This is a genomic window from Methylophilus sp. DW102 (assembly GCF_037076555.1).
Taxonomy (GTDB): Bacteria; Pseudomonadota; Gammaproteobacteria; order Burkholderiales; family Methylophilaceae; genus Methylophilus; species Methylophilus glucosoxydans.
Genome location: NZ_AP029023.1, coordinates 1,003,699 through 1,024,860 on the forward strand (window position 1 = coordinate 1,003,699; position 21,162 = coordinate 1,024,860).

Sequence of the window (21,162 nt, forward strand, 5' to 3'; positions counted from 1 at the left end):
TGAGGTCCTCAGCGGCACGGCTCAGGCAGCAACAAGGGCTTCGCTGGACAGGGTGACCCGGTTGCGGCCATTGGCTTTTGCCGTATACAGGGCCTGATCGGCACGGCTGAACAGGTCCTCTGGCTGTTCGCCAGGCTGGTAGGCGGCCACGCCCAATGAGATGGTGATGTTGGAAATCATATGCTGCGTGATGGTGTTTTTGATATTGATCGCTGCAACTTTATGCCGGATTTGCTCGGCGATTTCACGCGCGGTTTCCAGCTGCGTATTCGGTAGCAGCAACACAAACTCTTCACCGCCATAGCGCGCCGCCGTGTAGCTGTTGCCGGCAACGGTTTTAAAAATGCTGGCAACTGCCTGGATCACCTTGTCGCCAAACAAGTGGCCATAGCTGTCATTCACCTTTTTGAAGTAATCAATATCCGCAATAATCAGGCTGGTATCGACGATGTGCTGTTGCAGGCAATCGTGCAGCGCCACGTCAAAGCCCTTGCGGTTCATGAGGCCAGTCAGCCCGTCTTGCAAGGCTTCTTGTCTGGCCTTGATCATTTCGTTTTTGAGCGCGTCCACCTCTTCCAGGCTTGAGCTCAATTTGCCTTGCAAATGGTTGAGGCTATTGGTCATCATCAGCGTTTCTGACAGCAATGAGTCCAGTTGCAAAGCCAGTTGCGGCTCCTGTTGCTGGATCTCGTTAGACCAGGCATCCAGGGTTTTACTGTATTCGCTTGTTTGCAGCCCGGTTTTTTCGGTCGAGCTGCGCATTTCGGTGACGACTTGGCTGAAACGTTCTACCAGTTTTTTCGCATGATCGGTATCAATGCCGGCAATATGCTTGTTAAAGACATGGGCCGTGCTTTTTTCATTGAGTTTTTTTTCTTTTTCAATCAGTGCGTTGACCTCATCAATCAGGCGCGCATGTTCGCCGGACGAGTATTCATACCAGACTGCATAGCTGACTGGATGAAAGGCGGCATCCTGCATCGACATATGGTGGATGGCTTGCCGCAGGTGCTCTGCACTTTTTTCTTTGGTGACTTCGTATTGCATCATGGTTTTCCGCGATGTTCAGTTCAACACTAGGTAATCTTTATTTGTGATTTGGGCATACTGGATAACATATCGGCAGCTGCACGGAATTCTTGAGGCCAGGCCCTTTGCCTGCGAGGGCCGACAGTTTTTTTAGTAGAATAGCCACGATGATTCCAAGTTGATCCCGCATTAAGTAGCCCCATGAAAAACGAAGATTTATTACAACTGGTCAGCGTCAAAATGCCTTATGGCAAGTATCAGGGACGCTTGATTGCCGATTTGCCCGGCCACTATTTAAACTGGTTTGCCCGAGAAGGCTTTCCACGCGGTGAGTTGGGGCGGTTGCTGCAATTGATGCAGGAGATCGACCACAATGGTTTGTCGCCATTACTCAACCCCTTACGCGAAACGCACAGGCATGACGATATTTAAAGGGATTGTTTTGCTGATTGCGCTATTGTCTGTGCAGGCCAGCAAAGCCGAAGAGGCTTGGCAGTCGCCGGCGTACCTGCAGCTTGCCTTTGCTGAAGTCGCATTACACAACGAATACCGGCCAGGGGAGTTTGGGGTTCGCAAGTGGTTAAAGCCGGTCAAGGTATGGCTGGTTCACCATGCCGACGAACAGGAAAAGCATACAACACTGACGCGCTACCACCTTCAGCATCTGGCGCAAATTACCGGGCATGCTGTGGATTTTGCCAGCAGTGCGGCTGACGCCAATATGATCGTGATTTTTAGCGAGGCGGCACAATGGCAGCAGGATTTGAGAACGGTGAGTGGCAATCCAAACATGCAGCCGCCAGACGACGCGGTCTGTATGTTTGGGTCTACCGCTGATGCCGGGCAGGCGCTCAAGCGGGCTTGGGTGGTGATTCCGGTAGATTATGCGCAAGCGCACCGGTCACTGGTCTCGTGCATCGTCGAAGAAATCACCCAGGCCATGGGCTTGCCCAATGATTCCGAGCGCGTGTTTCCTTCGGTTTTTAACGATAAAACGCCCGAGGCCTTGCTGACGGGGCTGGATGCCTTGTTGCTCAAAATGCTGTATTTACCCGCCATCAAGCCTGGCATGCATGCCGCCCAGGTGCGACCCATCCTGGCACGTCAACTGCAACAATGGCAACAAGATGGCACCATAGAACAAGCTGAGCAATCGGTCAGGCGATCACCACTGTATGAGATGATGGGATTTTGATTGCGGGTGCCTGGCAGGCAGGGGGAACCAATCCAGCAATCGCCGACCAAATACGCTACAATGCCCAATCATCCAGGATTAGCTTTGAGTGTTTCCATGCAAGAGTTTTCTCGCCGCCGCCAGCAGTTGATCAACCACATGCAGGCCGGTATTGCGATCATTCCTACCGCGCCCGAAGTGACACGCAACCGCGACAGTCACTATCCCTACCGCTTTGACAGCTATTTTTATTACCTGACTGGCTTTAAAGAGCCGGAAGCGGTGTTGGTGCTGATGGCCGGACCCCAGCCCAAAAGTATTTTGTTTTGCCGTGACAAAGACCTGGATCGCGAAATCTGGGATGGTTTCCGCTATGGCCCTGAAGCTGCCAAAACAGTGTTTGGCTTTGATGAGGCTTATTCGATCACGCAGCTGGACACCGAACTACCCAAACTGATGGCGAATCAGCCGGCTTTGCATTTCAGTTTGGGCGCAGACAACGCCTGGGACAGCAAGGTCACTGCTTGGTTGAATGCGGTCAAAGCACAAACCCGCTCTGGCATGCAAGCACCCGCCCAATTGCTTGATGTGCGTCAAGCGCTGGATGCCATGCGTCTGCTTAAATCGTCCGAGGAGATGGACGTCATGCGCCGTTCAGCACAGATTGCGGCCACCGCGCATAACCGTGCCATGCAGCACACCCGTCCCGGGCAATGGGAGTATGAGGTCGAAGCGGAGTTTTTACACACGTTTTATCGCCATGGTGCGCAAGCGCCTGCTTATACCAGCATTGTGGCTGGTGGCGCCAATGCCTGCACCCTGCATTACAACTTTAACAATGCCCAGCTCAAAGACGGGGATTTGCTGTTGATTGATGCTGGCTGTGAACTGGATGGTTACGCCTCGGACATCACGCGTACCTTCCCGGTCAATGGCCGCTTCAGTGGCCCACAAAAGGACTTGTATGAATTAGTGCTGGCAGCCCAGGCAGCCGCCTTGGGTAAAGTGAATACGCAGCAGCACTGGAATGCGCCGCATGAAGCTGCGCTCGAAGTGTTGGTGGATGGCTTCATTCACTATGGCTTGTGTCAGGGCAGCCGCGACGCGGTGCTCGAAACTGGTAGCTACCGCCAGTTTTACATGCACCGCACCGGGCACTGGCTGGGCCTGGATGTGCACGATGCCGGCGAGTACAAAACAGCCGACGGTGCATGGGTTATGTTACAGCCTGGTCATGTGTTGACCGTAGAGCCAGGGTGCTATGTGCGTCCTGCAGACAATGTGCCGCCGCATTTCTGGAATATCGGTATCCGTATCGAAGATGATGTGCTGGTCACCGAGCACGGACATGAAGTGTTGACGGCCGCTGCGGTCAAAACCGTCGCGGATATCGAAGCGCTGATGGCGCAACGCTGATCTTTTGCAACGGATTTCGGCTAGGTCTAAAAGACTCTTTTAAAAAATGTATTTTTTGAGTGTATTTTTGTCATACAAATGGATGCAGCATGCAATTGATTGAACATCCTGTCGTGATTGGCGGTGGCCCGGTCGGGTTGGTGCTGGCCTTGTCTTTGCAGCAGGCTGGTGTGCCGGTCACCGTGCTTGAAGCGCAGGCGCCAGGCGCCATGTATGGCGATGGCCGTGCCCTGGCCTTGTCTTTTGGCACGCGCCAGGTGTTGGAGCAATTGCAAGTATGGTCCATGTTGGCCGATGCGGTCACTGCCATTGAAACCATTCATGTGTCACAGCAAAAAGGTTTGGGCCGCACCGTGCTCAAAGCACAAGAGCATCAGCTACCGGCGCTGGGCTATGTGGTGTCTTATGGCGTGTTGATGCGGGCGCTGGATGCGCGCCTGGCGCAATTGACCACTGGCATTAAGCTGTATTACGAAGCTCCGGTGACGGACTTACAGGTGCATGCCAGTGCCGCCGATATTGTATATACGGCAGCCGATGGGCAACGGTACTCACTGTCTACGCCGTTAGCGGTGGTGGCCGATGGCGGCCGGAGTCTGGAGGCTATTCCGGGCTTGCAGCGCGACACCAAGCATTATGGGCATGATGCACTGGTAGGCCTGGTGCAAACTGAACTGCCACACCGGCAGATTGCCTACGAGCGCTTTACGCCACGTGGCCCGATGGCGCTGCTACCCAATGGCGACCAGTTTTCACTGGTGTGGACGGGCGAGCAGGCGTATATCGACGAGATTGCTGCGCTTGATGATGCCGCCTTTTTGCACGCCCTGCATGCCGCCTTTGGTGACCGCGTCGGCCGCTTTCTGCATGCCGGAAAACGCTTCAGGTTCCCGCTTAAATTAAGCAAACTGGAACAGACGTTTGCGGCGCATTGCGTGGTCATCGGCAATGCGGCGCAAACCATGCATCCGGTCGCCGGTCAGGGCTTTAATGTCGGCATCCGTGATGCGGTGGCGCTGGCCGAGAATGTGGCGTCTACGACATCGCATGAGTGGGGCGCTGACCACCGCTTGCTCGCCTACCAGGCGTCCAGACAGCGTGATACCGGGCGTGGCTTGCAGTTTACCGATTTTCTGGTCAATGTATTTTCAAATGATTTGATCGGGGTGGGCGTGTTGCGTGGTGCGGGGCTGGGGATGCTCAGCATGTTACCGATGGCCCGGCGTTTTCTGGTGGAAAAAATGAGTTATGGACGCTGAAAAGCACTTGATGCAGACAGACGTAGTGATTGTCGGTGCTGGGTTGGTGGGGCTGACCGCTGCCATCGCCTTGTCCCGTCTGGGCAAGCAGGTGGTCCTGACGGATGCCAAGCCACCGTTTGAGCTGCCAGCAGGCTGGGCCGACGATCAGTTAGACTGGGACAGCCGGATCTATGCGCTGACCAATCAAACCATGGACTGGTTAGCTGAGATTGGCGTCTGGCAGCATGTGCCTGCGCAGCGCGTGAACCCGGTCAACGCCATGCATTTATGGTCACCGACGCAGCATCATGTCCTGCCCAGCCTGAGCCTGACAGCCAAGGAAGCGCATCTGGCCCAAATGGGCTGCATTGTTGAGAGTCAGGCCTTGATGCAGGCGTGCTGGACTGTGTTGGCAGACGCCGACGTAACGGTCATCACCGACGCACCGGCGCAATCCTTGCAACAATTTGGTCATCAAATCCGTGTAGCATTGCCGCAGCAAACGATAGAAGCACAATTATTGATAGGCGCAGACGGCGCGAGTTCATGGGTGCGCTCGCAGTGTGGCGTCGGCGTGGAGCAAGTGGACTTTGCGCAGACGGCGCTGGTCACCAATTATGTTGCCACACAAGCGCATCAACACGTGGCAAGGCAGTGGTTTGGTGCCCATGAAACGCTGGCCTTGCTGCCGATGCCTGAGCAGCAGGTGTCATTGGTCTGGGCCTTACCCCACGCCGAGGCCGCCCGCATGCAGGCGCTGTCTGCCGGTGAGCTGGCAGTCGCAGTTGAACACCGCTGTGGTCAGGTCTTGGGCCCACTGACGCCTAATGGTGCTGTGGTGGCGTTTCCCCTCAGGCAGAATACAGCTGAAACCATGGCGTTGCCCAATATCCTGTTGCTCGGTGATGCCGCACACCAGGTGCATCCTATGGCCGGGCAGGGGGTCAATTTGGGCTTCGAAGATGTGCAAGCCTTATGTGCGGAAGTCGCACGCTTGCCGGGCATTAAGCCCTTGGGGGATGTTAACGTGCTGCGGCATGTCATGCGTGGCCGTCAACGCGATATCCGAAGCATGCATGCCCTGACGCGAGGACTGGATTTTCTGTTTGCGCGTCCACAGGCACTGTGGACGCATGCCGCCTTGCTTGGCTTACGCGGCGTTGAAAACAGTGCTATGCTGAAACGTTTTTTAATTCGCACCGCGACGCAAGCGTAGCGCCCGGTGCACGTTCGAGAAAGAGTTGGTATGAAAAAATACAACGCAACGGCTGTCATCAAGGCCTTGGGGGCCCTCTGTCTGCTGTGGTCTATGGGCAGCGTGGCAGATGAAGCCAGTCTGAAGAAACAGATAGAGAGTGCCTATCCAAAATTCAAGGTGGATAGCGTGACCAAAACCCCTTACGCCGGATTGTACGAAGTGTACATGGGTGGCCAGATCATCTATACCGATGATAAATTCAGTTTTTTGATAGCTGAAGGCCGCCTGGTAGATCCGAAAACCAAAAAAGACCTGACCGGTGAGCGTATGGACGAGCTCACTAAAATTGATTTCAATACGCTGCCTCTGGATCAGGCCATCAAGGTGGTCAAAGGCAATGGCAGCCGCAAGCTGGTGGTGTTCTCGGATGTGGATTGCCCATTCTGCAAGCGTCTTGAGCAAAAAGAGCTCACCAACATTAACGATGTCACCATTTACACCTTTTTGTATCCGATTGAACAGCTGCACCCGGATGCGGCCAACAAATCGCGTAGCATCTGGTGTGCCAGCAACCGTGTAAAAGCCTGGCAAGACTGGATCATGAACAACAAGCTGCCGACCACTACTGCCAAGTGCGATGTGCCGCTGGAAAAAGTCGGCGAACTGGCGCATAAAGTCGGGGTCAACAGCACGCCGACCATGTTCTTTGAAAACGGTAAACGCATGCTGGGTGCGCAGCCTTATGATGAGATTGAAAAGTCCTTGCAGGCTGCTAGCAAAAAAGCCATGTAAGCACGGTGCATATTTATTCGCGTTAAAAAACAAGGGACTTGTAGCCCCTTGTTTTTTTATCCTGCTGTTTTTATTGCCAAGGCAAGTGTGTTGTTCTAGCCACCACCGCTAACCACTTTACCCATTTTGAAGATGGGCATGTACATGGCCACCACCAGCCCGCCAATCAGCACGCCGAGTACCACCATGATCACCGGCTCCATCAGGCTGGAAATTGCCGCGACCGCATCATCGACTTCGCCCTCATAAAAATCGGCCACTTTGGTCAGCATGCTGTCCAATGAGCCAGACTCTTCACCAATCGCGGTCATCTGGATCACCATATTCGGGAAGACATTGGTGTTTTGCATGGCCACGGTGAGACTGGTCCCGGTACTAACCTCGCTTTGAATCTTTTTGGTAGCATCAAAATACACTTGATTGCCCGAAGCCCCTGCCACAGAGTCCAGCGCTTCTACCAGCGGCACGCCGGCGGCGAACATGGTTGAGAGCGTACGCGCAAAGCGGGCAATGGTGGCTTTGCGGATGAGCTCACCAAAAATCGGCAGGCGTAGCATTAGCCGATCCATGGTCGCCTGTAGTTTTGCCGAGCGTTTCCAGGTATAGAAAAAGAACCACAGGCCGCCACCCAGACTACCAAAAATGGCCCACCACCATTTTACAAAAAAGTCTGACAGGTTAATCACCACCACTGTCGGGCCAGGCAAGTCTGCGCCAAAGCTGCTGAACAGCTCTTTGAACGAGGGCACCACAAAAATCATGATGACGGCGGTAATGACAAACGCCACCACGATAATCGAAGTCGGGTATACCAGCGCTGATTTGATCTTGCTTTTGATGGCGAGGATTTTTTCCTTGTAGGTTGCCAGGCGTTCCAATAAGGCATCCAGAATCCCGGCCTGCTCGCCAGCGCCCACCAGATTGCAAAATAACTGGTCAAAATGCAGCGGGTATTTTCGGAAGGCCGCGCTCAGGCTGCTGCCTGTTTCAACATCGGCCTTGATGTCGCCCAACAGTTTGGAGACCGCAGGGTTGTGGTGGCCCTTGCCGACAATGTCAAACGCCTGCAGCAAAGGCACGCCGGCTTTCATCATGGTCGCCAACTGGCGGGTGAACAGCGTGACATCTTTTTCTGACACCTTGCCTTTGGTCGCCAGCGAGCTCTGCTTTTTCACTTTGCTGACACTGATGCCCTGGCGGCGTAAGGTCGCATTGACGACGGCCTCGCCGTTGGCGCGCATCTCGCCCTTGATCACCTTGCCTTTGCGGTCTTTACCTTCCCACAAATATACAGATTGTTTGATGTTGCCAGTCGCCATAATGTCTTCTTAAAAAGTGAATGCCTACCCGTGTTACTCGTTGGTGACTGCTTCGACTTCCTCAATCGAGGTGAGTCCCTGTTTAACCTTGAGCAAGCCAGACTCGCGCAGATCTTTCACACCTTCGCGTTTGGCCTGCGCGGCAATGTCCATGGCGTTGCCATGAGACATGATGATGCGCGCGATTTCCTCGGTGATCGGCATCACCTGATAAATCCCCACCCGTCCCTTGTAGCCATTGTTACAATGTTCGCAGCCCCCTGGTTTGGCACCGTATAACTGCCAGCTGCCATCCAGATCAGCTTCAGTAAAGCCCACTTTCAATAGTGCTTCCTTGGGGACATTCAGCGGCACTTTGCAATGCTTGCACAACCGTCTTGCAAGGCGCTGTGCAGTAATTAACGTCACGGCAGAGGCAATATTGAAGGGGGCGACTCCCATATTTAACAAACGGGAGAGGGTAGTAGGCGCATCGTTGGTATGCAGGGTGGACAGCACCATATGCCCGGTCGATGCGGCCTTGATGGCCATATCTGCAGTTTCCAGGTCGCGGATCTCACCAATCATGATGATGTCCGGGTCCTGACGCAAAAAGGATTTAAGGGCTGCAGCGAAGGTCAACCCCTGTTTGTCATTGACGTTAACCTGATTAATGCCCGCCAGCGGAATTTCGGCCGGATCTTCTGCGGTTGAGATATTGACGCCGGGATCATTGAGTAAATTCAGACAGGTATACAGCGAGACGGTTTTACCCGAACCGGTGGGCCCGGTGACCAGTACCAGACCGTATGGGCGGTGAATGGCCTTGAGTAGCGCCTCCTGTTGTGGTGCCTCGTAGCCGAGCGCTTCAATGCCCAGCGTGGCACTGGAGGGATCCAGAATCCGCATGACAATTTTTTCGCCATGGATCAGTGGCAAGGTGCTGACACGGAAATCAATTGCGCGTGTTTTCGACAGGATCAGCTTCATGCGGCCATCTTGCGGAATTCTTTTTTCCGAGATGTCCAGATTAGAAATCACCTTGATGCGTGAAGCCAGCTTTTCCTTGATGGCCAGCGGGGGCTGCGACATATCCCTTAACACGCCATCGACGCGAAAGCGGATACGGTAAAATTTTTCATAAGGCTCAAAGTGCAAGTCAGACGCGCCCATATTAATGGCGTCCATCAAGATTTTTTGCAGGAACTTGACCACAGGGGCATCATCGACTTCCTGCATGATATCCGCTTCTGGCTCTTCGCTGCTTTCCTCCAGGCCAAGATCAAAATCATCCCCGCTGGCATTGAGTGCAGACATGCTGGTGTCTTTGGATTCGACAATTTTATCTATCCATTTGCCCAATTTGTCATCTTCCACCACAATCGGGAACAAGGTTGCACCCATTTGAAACTGGATGGTGTCCAGCGCATGCAGGTTGGTCGGGTCAGACAGGGCAATATAGGCTACATTGCCCTTTTGTTGCAGCAGCAGCACACGATGCGACTGCATCAGTTTGATATCAATGCCTTTGTCAGGCAGCAGATTCTGTTCAAGCGCATCCAGGTCAAAAAAAGGAAAACCAAACGCTTGTGAGGCAGAGAGCGCGATTTCTTTGGGCGAGATTTTCTTTTGTGCCAGCGTCGCGGCGAGGAAGCTGGCTTTTTGGCTCTGACATTTTTCTTGCAGGGTGGCCGCTTCTTCTTCACTCATCAGCGAAGATTGCACCAGCATGCGGGCCATGCCGCCCAGTTTTTTTGTGCTTTCCAGTGTGGCCATAGCGTTCTGTGTCTGTTTCCAAAATCCTTAAATACGCCGTTTAATCGACTGATATAACAATACTTTCTACCTCAGTATATGGGGTCCAGGCGGGATTCAAATCGCAGAAAAGACGCGTTCTGATGCAGCTTTTGTGCAAATTTTAGGGAGTTTTCTTGACTTAACTCAAAAGATACAAAAATAGTCTTGACTTTTAAATTATGCTCACTTATAAATCCTTAAGGCGTTTGGGTTCAGGTTTTTTGTGGCCGTCTTTAAGTAAAGCAAAGCTTGTTTATTGCGACTGGAGTACTTGAGACAAACTTTTGGGGGCGCCTCCCTGTTAAGTAAAAAAGTAAGGAAGTAAAATGGCAACAGGTACCGTAAAGTGGTTTAACGACTCTAAGGGCTTTGGATTCATTACTCCGGATGATGGTGGTGACGATTTGTTCGCGCACTTCTCCGCAATCGTTGAATCTGGTTACAAAAGCTTGAAAGAAGGTCAGCGCGTATCCTTTGATGTGACTGAAGGTCCAAAAGGGAAGCAGGCCTCCAATATACAAAAAGCATAATTTTTGTTTTAGGGGTAAAAAATACAAAACGGCTCGCCATAGCGAGCCGTTTTTTTTATGCTGGGCCTTGCGTGTCTGCTTACGCCATCTGTTTGATAATCTCGTCACCAAACTCAGCGGTGCCCACTTGCGTCGCGCCTTCCATCTGGCTGCTGAAGTCGCCGGTCACGCGTTTGCTGGCGATGGCCTTGGCCACACCGTGCAACACCAGGTCCGCAGCTTCCACCCAGCCCATGTGGCGTAGCATCATTTCGGCTGACAAGATCAGGGAGCTGGGGTTGGCCAGGTTTTTACCGGCGATTTTAGGCGCGGTACCATGTGTAGCTTCAAACATGGCAACGGTGTCGCTCAAGTTCGCGCCTGGGGCAATGCCAATGCCGCCGACTTGTGCTGCCAGCGCATCACTCATGTAGTCACCGTTCAGGTTCAGTGCAGCGACAACATCGTAATCTTCAGGATGCAACAGAATCTCTTGCAGGAAGGCGTCGGCGATACAGTCCTTGATGACGATGCCGTTCGGCAGTTTGCACCATGGGCCACCATCAATCAGTTCTGCGCCAAACTCTTCTTTGGCCAGCTGGTAGCCCCAGTCACGGAAGCCACCTTCGGTGAACTTCATGATGTTGCCCTTGTGGGTGATGGTGACTGATTTGCGGTTGTTATCAATCGCGTATTGAATGGCTTTGCGGATCAGGCGTTTGCTGCCGTCGATAGAGACTGGCTTGATGCCGATGGAAGACGCCTCCGGGAAACGGATTTTCTTGCGTACGCCCATGTCGCTCAAGAAATTGATGACTTTTTTCACTTCCTCCGTGCCAGCTGCCCATTCGATGCCAGCATAAATGTCTTCAGTGTTTTCACGGAAAATCACCATGTCGGTTTTTTCAGGGTGCTTGACCGGGCTGGGCACGCCTGTGAAATACTGGATAGGGCGCAGACACACGTACAAGTCTAGCTCCTGGCGCAAGGTCACATTGAGTGAACGGATGCCGCCGCCAACCGGAGTCGTCAGCGGCCCTTTGATTGAAATCACATAGTCTTTGAGGGCTGCCATGGTTTCGTCAGACAACCAGGTGTCTTTGTCATACAGCGTGGTGGATTTTTCACCGGCATAGACTTCCATCCATGAAATCTTGCGTTTGCCGCCATAGGCTTTTTCAACCGCAGTATCCACAACTTTGATCATGGGGGGCGTGATGTCAACGCCGATGCCATCACCCTCGATAAACGGGATAATAGGTTGGTCAGGAACATTTAGGGTATTATCAGCATTGACGGTGATTTTGCTGCCAGTGGCGGGCACCTTGATTTTAGACATAGCACTTTCCATGTTATTACTGTTTAACAAACCCTTTAACGTCGTATGCCAGTTTACTGCGCATGAAAAACACCCGACGCTCAAGGACTATATTTCGATTCCCAACGTTTATGCCGCCGGGCGGTTAGATACCGATTCTGAGGGATTGCTTATTCTAACCGATGACGGCGCATTACAACATCGTTTGAGCCATCCCAAGCACAAACAGGTCAAAACCTATTGGGCGCAAGTGGAAGGCGCTCCTACACAAGCAGATTTGATGCCATTGCTGCGCGGCGTCGATTTGGGCGATTTTGTCACGCAGCCGGCGCAGGTCAGAATCATCGATGAACCTGACCATTTATGGCAGCGTGACCCGCCTATTCGGGCGCGCAAACAGATCCCGACCACCTGGCTGGAGATTAAAATCAGTGAAGGCAAGAACCGCCAGGTGCGGCGGATGACCGCCCACGTGGGGTTTCCGACCTTGCGCCTGATCCGTTATGCCATTGGGCCTTACACATTGGACGGAATCTTGCTTGGGCAATATCAGGAAGTCAGTTATAAGAAGGTAATGTCATGAAACAGGTGGTGGTATTCAGGCACGCTTGCTGCGAGGGTGCTGGTTATTTGGGCACTTTTTTAGCGCAGCATGCCATTCCTTGGTGCGAGGTGCGCATTGATAAAGGCGAGCCAGTGCCTAACTCAGTCGAGGCATATAGTGGCATTGTGTTGATGGGCGGCCCCATGAGTGTCAACGATGACCTGCCCTGGATTCCGCCTTTACTCCAATTGATTCGCCAGGCAGTAGAAAAAGATGTCCCTTTGCTTGGGCACTGCCTGGGAGGGCAGTTAATCAGCAAGGCGTTGGGCGGTGTGGTGAGTAAAAACCCGGTCAAAGAAATAGGCTGGGGACAAGTGCAGGTGGCAGACGATCCTGCCGCACGAGACTGGTTTGGTGACTTGCAAGTGTTTAACAGCTTTCACTGGCATGGCGAAACGTTTTCGGTGCCGCAAGGGGCAACGCATGTGTTATCCAGCCCGTATTGCGTCAACCAGGCTTATGTCATGGGCAAACATATCGGTTTGCAATGCCATATTGAAATGACACCCGACATGGTCAAAATGTGGACGGAGCAATGGAAAAACGATATTGCCACCTCGGCCGCCAGCCCAGCGGTCCAGTCTGCAGAGACCATGCTGGCAAAAGTGAGCGAGGATTGCGACGTCTTGCACGCTGTCGCCGACAAGGTGTATAGCCGCTGGATTCAGGGCCTAGTCTAGCGCCATCTTCGCATGGGCGAGTTAGTGCTCGTCCTCCATTCCGCTCTGTTTAGGCTGCAGTTTTTGCATGGCATAACGCCTTTGTTTGTAACGGTTGTATTGCCACAGGTATTGCACCGGGCATTGGGATACCTGCCGCTCAATCGCCTGGTTCAGCAGTGCGGGCGTCTGTATGTCTTCGACCTTGGACAGATGGATATGAAAGCCTTCGCCAGCGGGCAGGCGTTCACCAAACGCCATAATGACCGTTGCGCCTGATTTCACGGCCAGTTTGCTGGCTAGCCCCATGGTATAAGCCGGTTTGCCAAAAAAATCGGCCCATTCGCCTTCACCATTTCGCGGAATCTGGTCAGGTAAAATGCCAATGGCTTCCCCACGTTTGAGCGCTTGCAGCAGTTTTTTGACCCCGGCGGCGTTGGCGGGCGCCAGCGCAACCTGGCCTTTTTGCCTGCCTTCTTGTAGCAGGCCTTCCAGCCAGGTCAGTTTTGGGGGGCGGTAGAGCACGGTGATCGGGTGCTGGCTACCATAATAAATAGAGGTGATCTCAAAGCAACCCAGATGTGGTGTGAGAAAAATCAGGCCTTTGCCCGCACGTTGTGCTGCTTCAACCAAGTGCCAGCCAGTCGTCGCTTTTACCAGTGGCAGCAAGCCGGATTGTGGGGCGCCCCAGATAAACAGGGATTCCATCAGGGATTTACCTGCTTCTATCCGGCTATCTTTGGCCAGTTGCTGAACAGCTGCCTTGTCTTTGCATAGACCACTTTGGTGAATATTCTCGATAGCGATGCCGGTACTTTTTTGATCAAGATGCCAGCTTAATCGACCAATCACCGCGCCCAGACGGTGGACGCAGCTTAAGGGTAACTTTGAAAGCCATTTGCAAAAAAACACCAACATCAAAAAATCTGCCTCGTGGAAAATCGCACTCAGGGTGCATTCTGTTAAAATCCACCCCCTAATCCTGCCATATTAACAAATCGTCGTTTGCTAACCCGTCTATTCGCTGATTAATTTTGAAAATAAGTGAGATTCAAACCGAAGAGGGCCGTGTCCGCGATGCCCTGATTGCGCAGCGCATGGACCACTTTGATGCCTGGTGGCAACTGGCGATTGCCTGGCTGGAGCCACCCAATCTGGAAAGAGGCGGTTGGAGTGGGGTCGGGCGCTGGCAATTGCCATGTGCTGATCATCAACTGGTTGAACTCTATGTGAAACGCCAGCAGAACCATACCCGCTTTAGCTGGCGCTATCCCTGGCGTGGCTTGCCGACCTTTATGGTTGAATATGACATGCTCAAGTATTTACGGGCGCAGGGGGTGAGGGTGCCCGAGGTGGTTTACGCGGGCGTGCGCGATGTGCCAGCGGGCCGTCAGGCCATCCTGGCTACGCAGGCACTGCAAGGCTATGAGGAGCTCACTCCGTATTGTACGGCGGCCAATATGACTGCCAATCCGCCTTTGCTGATCGCTGTCGCACAGGCGTTAAAAACATTGCACGCTGCGGGCATACAGCATCGGGCGCTATACCCCAAGCACCTGTTTGTCCGCGCGCTGCCTGAGCACAAAACGTCTGGCGCTTATGAGATTGCATTTATTGATCTCGAAAAAGCTAAGCATATGTGGCTGCCAGCCTGGCAACGCTTGCGGGATTTGCGGCAATTCATGAGCCGTTTGCAGGATTGGCCGGACAGCCTGTTGTATCAGCTGTATCAAGCCTATGCAAGCGAGCATGGCCAGTGTTACCAACGCTGCGGCTGGTGGTGGCTGCGCTGGGGATTGAAGCGTTTAAACAAGAGATAATGAAACATGGTTAATTCACTGTTAATACTGACATCGAGTAGCACGGGCAACAATATCTTCTGTACGCCGGCTATACGGTTTTTGCGCAAGCATCTGCCACAGGCACGCATTGATGTAGTCGCGCTGAATGCCCTGAGCGCACAGGTGTTTGAACACAACCCGGCCATCAACAAGCTGTGGGTGACCAGTAGTCTCCGCCGCGTCAATAAGCTCGCGCAAGACTATGACGCGGTACTGGCGTTTAATAAAAATGCGCTCAAAAAGCTGCCTTTTAATGATCCGCGCCTGCAATTGGCGACCATCGATAAAACCGATGTGCATTATGCCGAACAGCTGCTAGCCTTTTGCCAGCAATGGTTGAGCCAGCAGTTACAGCGCCAGATTGAAATCACCGATGAAGACCGTTGCTATGCGATTTACAGCGCGCCTGGTCAGGTGAGCTTGTTGTCACGCTTTGACGTGCAGCCTGCAGACACCGTGATCAATATTCACTTGGGCTGTGGCACCACGCTATTGCATGGCTGGAAGTTTTTTTACGCCAGGCGTGCCGATGATAAAAAACTGTGGTCGATTGATGCCTATATTCAATTGGGACAATTGCTGGTACAAGCCATCCCGGGCGTACGACTGGTGATTACCGGCACCAGCAATGAAGCCTTTCTGGCAAAGAAATTCGTCAAGGCGGTGCCTAACAGTATTAACCTTGCAGGCAAAACCACGGTGGCAGACTTGCGCCAACTGATGGAGCGCTCCAATTTATTTATCTCACATGATTGTGGTGTATTTCACGTCGCGGCTGCCGCCCAAGTGCCGATGCTGGGACTGTTTGGCCCGACCAATCACTTGTTGACCGGGCCTTATCCGCAACGCGCCAACCGACATTTGATTAAAAAAGACAGCATGGCGGACATACGCCCGCAAGAAGTATTGCAGCAGGCGCTCTTGCTGTTAGGACGACCTGCGCAAGCATGACCCTGCGCCAGTTCACTTCGCCGGGCCCCATCCGCCTTGAATTCGCGATGGACGCCCAGCCGCCCTTGCAATTGGACACGCTGGTCCGCGTGCTCAAGGAGCGGCGCTGGGTGTTGCGGGGGGCATGGGATGGCCAGGCGATCTATGCCAAGCTGTTTGCGGGCAAAGAAGCGGCACGTTACGCCAGGCGGGATGCGGACGGCGCGCGCCGCATGCTGGCTGCGGGCATCCGTACGCCAGCCTTGTTATGGCAAGGCACGCTGCATGACGGCACCCAGCCGCTAGCAGTATTGATTTATGCCGCTGTTCCCAATGCGGTCAATGCCGCAGAAGCTTATTCCGCAGGCCCTGCAGAGGGCAGATATGCTTTGCTGGCGCTGCTGGTTGAGGCCTTGGCAGCACAGCATGTCGCAGGATTGTGCCAAACCGATTTGCATTTAAAGAATTTTTTATTGGCAGAAGGCGTGGTCTGGGCCATTGATGGTGATGGGATCCGTCAGCGAACACTGAGCCGCAAACAGGCGCACCTGCAACTCGCTGAGTTGATTTCGAAGTTGCAGGTACTGGATCAGATGCAGTGGGCGCAACGGCTACTGGATGTCTATTTGCATGCACGCGGCTGGCCGCGCAGCCTCACCGCTGCACAAGTATTGGCCTGGGGGCAACAGATGAAGACGCGTGAGGTGGAACACTATGTCACGCGTAAAATTTTCCGAACCTGTAGCGATGTGACCTGGCAACAGACGGCTCAAAGTGTGCAGGCGGTCAGTACCGCTGGCGGATTGCATCCCACGGACTTGCCTGCGCTGGAAGTGGCCATGCATGTGGGGCAGACCCTGAAGGCGGGCAACACCTGCACCGTAGGACATACCCAGTTGCAAGATCAGCCTGTCGTGATCAAGCGCTATAACATTAAAAATGCTTGGCATGCCTTGAGCCGGGCCTGGCGGCCCAGCCGGGCGGCCGCCTCGTGGCAAAATGCACACCGCCTGCAATACTACGGCATGCTGACCCCGCAACCCATGTTGATGTACGAACGCCGTTACTGCGGGCTGCGTGGCCGCGCGTATTTTGTCTCTGCATTTAGCCCTTGGCCCGATGTGCTGACATTTTTTCAGCAGTCTCGCGATCCTGCGCTTGAGGCGCAGGTGGTGGAGCAATTGGTCATGCTTTGTTATCAGTGGTATCTGCTCAAAATATCGCATGGCGACCTCAAAGGCAGCAATTTGCAGGTCACCGATCAAGGCCAGATCGTGGTGATTGATCTCGACAGCATGCGCCAGCATCACTGTGCGCAAATGGCCTTGCGCGCACATGCACGCGACCTGCGGCGGCTGCTGCAAAATTGGAAACCGGATAGTTCACTGTATAATGCGCTGGTGGATAGATTTAAAACGGTTTATCCAGACCATACGCCACTCACCCTGGCGGGCATTTCCATTTAATCCATTCGATTGATTTGATCGTTACGCGAGTTTCTGCATGATTGTGTTAGGTTTATCCGGTGCCTTGGGGCATGATGCTTCGGCTGCCATTCTGGTAGATGGCAAAATTGTCGCTGCGGCAGAAGAAGAGCGCTTTATCCGCGACAAGCACGCCAAAAATCACTGGCCTTACGAAGCGGCCAAGTTTTGCCTGAAACAGGCGGGCATTTCCCCTGAACAAGTCGATATCGTGGCTTTCCCTTATGGTGAAATTCCGCTGACGTCGGCTGCGCGCTGGCATTACGCCAAGCGCTACTGGTACGCGCCAGACCGTGCCCTGGATGCCATTTTTAATGGTAACCGCCGTTTCCGTCGCAACCGCGACAAATCCCTCAAATTGATGGAAGAACTCGGGCTGAGCAAAGCCAAATATGTGCCGGTAGAACACCATCTGGCGCATGCTTCCAGTGCTTACCATCTGAGTGGCTTCAAGGAAAAAACCGCCATTGTTGGCATTGACGGCAAAGGGGAATATGCCACCACGTTTTTTGGCTATGGCGAACATGGCAAGATTCACAAAATCAAGGAATTCTATGACCCGGATTCACTGGGTGGGCTGTATGGCGCGATCACCGAGTTTCTTGGGTTTGAGATGCTGGATGGTGAATTTAAGGTCATGGGCATGGCGCCGTATGGTGACCCGAACAAATATGATTTGAGCCGCCTGGCCAAGTTTGAAAACGGTGAGCTCATCATCAACACCGAATACGTCAACGTGGTCGGTTTGCGCCGTTACAAAGAAAATGGCAAAGGCTACTACTTCACGCCCAAACTGATTGAATGGCTAGGCCCCAAGCGTGAGGGCGACGAGATTGACGACCCGTATATTCATTACGCTGCCAGTGTACAGAAGCTGCTGGAAGACCTGGCTTTGCAGATGATTGAATATTATCTGGGCGATATTCTGCGCGAAACCGGCAAGATTGTGATGGCAGGCGGCGTTGCGCTCAACGTCAAGCTGAATCAGCGCATTATCGCCTTGCCACACGTGAAAGAATTATTTGTACAGCCTGCTTCTGGCGATAACGGTACCAGTCTGGGCGCGGCCACTTACGCTGCACACCTGGCGGGCGAAAACATCCATAAAATGGAACACGCTTACCTCGGGCCTTCTTACACCAATGAAGAATGTATTGCCGCCTGTGAAGCGCATCCGTCCAAGCCTGTTTTTACCCGTGTAGAAGATGGCCCACGTAAAGCGGCAGAATTACTGGCCGCTGGGAATCCACTCGCCTGGTTCCAGGGGCGCATGGAGTTTGGCCCGCGTGCGCTGGGTTGCCGTAGTATCCTTGGCGACCCCAGTTTCCCTGGGGTGGCTGACCGTATCAATGCGCAGATCAAATACCGTGAACGCTGGCGGCCATTCTGCCCCAGCATGCTGGACCGCGTGGCAGAAGATATTTTGCAAACCGACCATCCTGCGCCTTACATGACTTTCACCTTTGATGTAAACCCGGCCTGGAAAGCACGTATTCCAGAAGTGGTACATGAAGACGGGACGGCGCGTGCGCAGATCGTCACCAAGGAAACCAATCCACGTTATTACGCATTGATTGAGCATTTGGAGCAGTTGCGCGGCAATGGCGTAGTGCTCAATACCTCGCTCAACAGACGCGGCGAGCCGATGATTTGCAGCCCGACTGATGCCCTCAATATGTTTTATGGCTGTGATCTGGAATATCTGATGCTGGAAGATATTCTGGTGACCAAATCTGCTTGATGTCTGGCTAGATTCCATGAGTGTCAATGCACTACGCGAAAAAGAGGTATATTGTTTTAAGTCATTGAATCCTCTGAAAAAATGTTGGATTCGGGTAATTCAATTTGACGTAGTGCAGCAGTTTGGAGATAATCGGGGGTAGGGAGCCTGTTTGGATTCATATATCTTCACCCTATACTGTGACGCAATAGCAAGTTCAGAGCAGTTCACCAGGATAGTTCATCAGGTAGTTAAAACACAGTTGAGCGATAGTCAATGAAACAATCTCACATTGAAGTAACAGAACGCATCATCGAGCGTAGCCGTCCGACCCGCAAGGCGTATTTGCAGCGCATTGATGATTACCTGAACCGTGAAAAAGGCCCGGACCGCTTGGGCTGTGCCAACGTGGCACACGCGTTTGCGGCCATGCCACAAAACGACAAATTCAAGATTTACGCCGAGAAGCCGACACACGTCGGTATCGTCACTGCTTACAACGAAATGTTGTCCGCCCATCAGCCGTATGTGAACTATCCGGATATTATTCGTGATGAAGCACGCAAGCATGGCGCAACCGTGCAGGTGGCCGGTGGTGTGCCTGCCATGTGTGATGGGATTACCCAGGGCGAGCCTGGCATGGAGCTGAGCCTGTTCAGCCGCGATACCATTGCCATGAGTACGGCCATTGCCTTGTCTCATGACGTGTTTGATGCGGCATTGCTGTTGGGCGTCTGTGACAAGATCGTGCCCGGCCTGTTGATCGGTGCCTTGCATTTTGGGCATTTGCCCTGTGTATTTGTGCCAGCGGGCCCGATGAGCACCGGGATTGATAACACCTCGAAATCCAAAGTGCGTGAAAAATATGCACAAGGCCTGTGTGACCGTGATGAGCTGCTGGCCAGCGAATCTGCGGCCTACCACGGTGCCGGCACCTGTACCTTCTACGGTACGGCCAACAGTAACCAGATGTTGCTGGAAGCCATGGGCTTGCACGTGCCAGGGGCGGCTTTTATCCACCCGCATGATGGCATGCGTGAAGACTTGACGCGTGAAGCGGTGCGTTTGGTAGTGCAAAACGCTAAAAAAGATAAATTCGTGCCGATTGGCCGTCTGGTAGATGAGCATGTGATCGTGAACGCGATGGTGGCTTTGCTGGCTACTGGCGGTTCCACCAACCATTTGATTCACTGGGTAGCGGTTGCGCGTGCTGCGGGCATTATCATTGACTGGACAGATTTCCATTATCTGGCTAAAGGTACGCCACTGCTGGCCAGTGTTTATCCAAACGGTAAGGCCGACGTCAACGAATTCCAAGCAGCTGGTGGGCCAGGTTTTGTGATCCGCGAACTGATCGAAGGCGGTTATATGTATCCGGATGTCTACACCGTGAGTGGTGGCGGCATGCGCGATTACGGTAAAAAGCCGGAAAAAGAAGCGGACAAGCTGGTGTGGAAAGACTACCCGGCCGAAAGTGGTGATGAAACCATCGTGCGCACAGCTTCTCATCCGTTTAACGAGTCCGGTGGCCTGCGTCTGCTCAAGGGTAACCTTGGCCGCAGCGTCATCAAGATTTCTGCCGTCCCTGAAGACCGTCACATCATCGAGGCGCCAGCCATTGTGTTTGATGCGCAAGAAGAATTGCTGGCCGCGTTTGACCGCGGTGAGCTGGAGCGTGACTTCATTGCTGTCGTGCGCTTCCAGGGCCCTAAAGCCAACGGCATGCCAGAGTTGCATAAATTGACACCACCACTTGCTGTGTTGCAAAACAAGGGCTTCCGGGTGGCGATTGTAACGGACGGCCGCATGAGTGGTGCTTCAGGCAAGATTCCTGCTGCAATTCACTTGAGTCCCGAAGCCAGCGCGGGTGGTCCGATTGCCAAAATCCGCAATGGTGACATCATCCGCCTCAATGGTACCGTCGGTCAGTTGAATGTGCTGGTTGATGAAGACACCTGGGCTGAGCGCGAGGCTGAAGAGCTGAGCGATGCCAAACGGCATTACAACGCCCATGGCTTGGGCCGTGAGTTGTTTGGTGGCATGCGCAGGAATGTGCTGTCTGCAGAAGAAGGCGCCGTTACCTGGTTGTAAATGCACATTGCGTCGCAATACGTCGTTGCAGTTTGCTTGCCGTACTATTCGTACTGTCTAC

At 53.3% G+C, this 21,162-nt stretch carries 19 protein-coding genes; 14 read left to right on the top strand and 5 right to left on the bottom strand.

Annotated features, from left to right (window positions below; all coding sequences use genetic code 11):
• Positions 1 to 21: 21 nt before the first annotated feature.
• Positions 22 to 1,050, bottom strand: coding sequence for a diguanylate cyclase (locus AACH41_RS04690; protein ID WP_275356957.1), 1,029 nt, complete (start codon positions 1,048 to 1,050; stop codon positions 22 to 24).
• A 180-nt stretch (positions 1,051 to 1,230) separates the two neighbouring features.
• Here AACH41_RS04690 and AACH41_RS04695 point away from each other — a divergent pair, with 180 nt between their 5' ends.
• The 6 genes from AACH41_RS04695 to AACH41_RS04720 all read left to right on the top strand — a co-directional run bounded on the left by AACH41_RS04695 (position 1,231) and on the right by AACH41_RS04720 (position 6,850).
• Positions 1,231 to 1,461 carry a DUF3820 family protein gene (locus AACH41_RS04695; RefSeq protein WP_194747164.1) on the top strand — a complete coding sequence of 77 codons (231 nt, stop codon included), beginning with the start codon at positions 1,231 to 1,233 and terminating at the stop codon, positions 1,459 to 1,461.
• A complete protein-coding gene (locus AACH41_RS04700) occupies positions 1,448 to 2,224 on the top strand; it encodes a DUF2927 domain-containing protein (RefSeq protein ID WP_338657051.1) in 777 nt (258 codons plus the stop codon). Before AACH41_RS04695 ends, AACH41_RS04700 begins: the two co-directional genes overlap by 14 nt.
• Before the next feature lie 96 nt (positions 2,225 to 2,320).
• Entirely contained in the window at positions 2,321 to 3,619 is a 1,299-nt protein-coding gene (pepP, locus tag AACH41_RS04705) for a Xaa-Pro aminopeptidase (protein ID WP_338657053.1), read from the top strand.
• Positions 3,620 to 3,708: 89 nt separating this feature from the next.
• Positions 3,709 to 4,878, top strand: a complete 1,170-nt coding sequence (locus AACH41_RS04710; protein WP_194747161.1) for an FAD-dependent monooxygenase — start codon at positions 3,709 to 3,711, stop codon at positions 4,876 to 4,878.
• Positions 4,879 to 4,888: 10 nt separating this feature from the next.
• On the top strand, positions 4,889 to 6,076 hold the full coding sequence (locus AACH41_RS04715) for an FAD-dependent monooxygenase (RefSeq protein ID WP_338657057.1): 1,188 nt from the start codon (positions 4,889 to 4,891) through the stop codon (positions 6,074 to 6,076).
• 30 nt (positions 6,077 to 6,106) lie between these two features.
• On the top strand, positions 6,107 to 6,850 hold the full coding sequence (locus AACH41_RS04720) for a DsbC family protein (protein WP_194747159.1): 744 nt from the start codon (positions 6,107 to 6,109) through the stop codon (positions 6,848 to 6,850).
• A gap of 95 nt (positions 6,851 to 6,945) precedes the next feature.
• Here AACH41_RS04720 and AACH41_RS04725 read toward each other — a convergent pair whose 3' ends face one another.
• Together AACH41_RS04725 and pilB are read right to left on the bottom strand one after the other, a co-directional pair.
• A complete protein-coding gene (locus AACH41_RS04725) occupies positions 6,946 to 8,169 on the bottom strand; it encodes a type II secretion system F family protein (protein WP_338657061.1) in 1,224 nt (407 codons plus the stop codon).
• A 33-nt stretch (positions 8,170 to 8,202) separates the two neighbouring features.
• A complete protein-coding gene (pilB, locus tag AACH41_RS04730; protein WP_313983824.1) occupies positions 8,203 to 9,924 on the bottom strand; it encodes a type IV-A pilus assembly ATPase PilB in 1,722 nt (573 codons plus the stop codon).
• 347 nt (positions 9,925 to 10,271) lie between these two features.
• On the opposite strand from pilB, the gene AACH41_RS04735 reads away from it, so the two are divergent.
• Complete coding sequence (locus tag AACH41_RS04735) at positions 10,272 to 10,475, top strand: cold-shock protein (protein ID WP_013441419.1); 204 nt, start codon at positions 10,272 to 10,274, stop codon at positions 10,473 to 10,475.
• 79 nt (positions 10,476 to 10,554) lie between these two features.
• On the opposite strand, the gene icd is transcribed toward AACH41_RS04735, so the two are convergent.
• Positions 10,555 to 11,805 (bottom strand): NADP-dependent isocitrate dehydrogenase, encoded by a 1,251-nt coding sequence (icd, locus tag AACH41_RS04740; protein WP_194747156.1) that lies wholly within the window; start codon positions 11,803 to 11,805, stop codon positions 10,555 to 10,557.
• On the opposite strand from icd, the gene AACH41_RS04745 reads away from it, so the two are divergent.
• Positions 11,804 to 12,355 (top strand): pseudouridine synthase, encoded by a 552-nt coding sequence (locus AACH41_RS04745; protein WP_338657089.1) that lies wholly within the window; start codon positions 11,804 to 11,806, stop codon positions 12,353 to 12,355. The genes icd and AACH41_RS04745 overlap by 2 nt on opposite strands.
• Positions 12,352 to 13,056, top strand: coding sequence for a type 1 glutamine amidotransferase (locus tag AACH41_RS04750; RefSeq protein WP_338657091.1), 705 nt, complete (start codon positions 12,352 to 12,354; stop codon positions 13,054 to 13,056). The genes AACH41_RS04745 and AACH41_RS04750 overlap by 4 nt, the downstream gene beginning before the upstream one ends.
• Positions 13,057 to 13,077: 21 nt before the next feature.
• On the opposite strand, the gene AACH41_RS04755 is transcribed toward AACH41_RS04750, so the two are convergent.
• The gene (locus AACH41_RS04755) at positions 13,078 to 13,953 is read right to left on the bottom strand and encodes a lysophospholipid acyltransferase family protein (RefSeq protein ID WP_338657093.1); all 876 of its coding nucleotides are present in this window, start codon (positions 13,951 to 13,953) and stop codon (positions 13,078 to 13,080) included.
• Positions 13,954 to 14,069: 116 nt separating this feature from the next.
• Here AACH41_RS04755 and AACH41_RS04760 point away from each other — a divergent pair, with 116 nt between their 5' ends.
• The 5 genes from AACH41_RS04760 (at position 14,070) to edd (ending at position 21,101) form a co-directional block, all read left to right on the top strand.
• A complete protein-coding gene (locus AACH41_RS04760; RefSeq protein WP_338657094.1) occupies positions 14,070 to 14,855 on the top strand; it encodes a lipopolysaccharide kinase InaA family protein in 786 nt (261 codons plus the stop codon).
• Between the two features lie 6 nt (positions 14,856 to 14,861).
• Positions 14,862 to 15,827 (top strand): glycosyltransferase family 9 protein, encoded by a 966-nt coding sequence (locus AACH41_RS04765; protein ID WP_338657096.1) that lies wholly within the window; start codon positions 14,862 to 14,864, stop codon positions 15,825 to 15,827.
• Positions 15,824 to 17,272, top strand: a complete 1,449-nt coding sequence (locus AACH41_RS04770; protein ID WP_338657098.1) for a lipopolysaccharide kinase InaA family protein — start codon at positions 15,824 to 15,826, stop codon at positions 17,270 to 17,272. Before AACH41_RS04765 ends, AACH41_RS04770 begins: the two co-directional genes overlap by 4 nt.
• A gap of 37 nt (positions 17,273 to 17,309) precedes the next feature.
• A complete protein-coding gene (locus tag AACH41_RS04775) occupies positions 17,310 to 19,031 on the top strand; it encodes a carbamoyltransferase (RefSeq protein WP_338657100.1) in 1,722 nt (573 codons plus the stop codon).
• A 255-nt stretch (positions 19,032 to 19,286) separates the two neighbouring features.
• Positions 19,287 to 21,101 carry a phosphogluconate dehydratase gene (edd, locus tag AACH41_RS04780; RefSeq protein ID WP_194747148.1) on the top strand — a complete coding sequence of 605 codons (1,815 nt, stop codon included), beginning with the start codon at positions 19,287 to 19,289 and terminating at the stop codon, positions 21,099 to 21,101.
• The last annotated feature ends 61 nt before the right edge of the window (positions 21,102 to 21,162 follow it).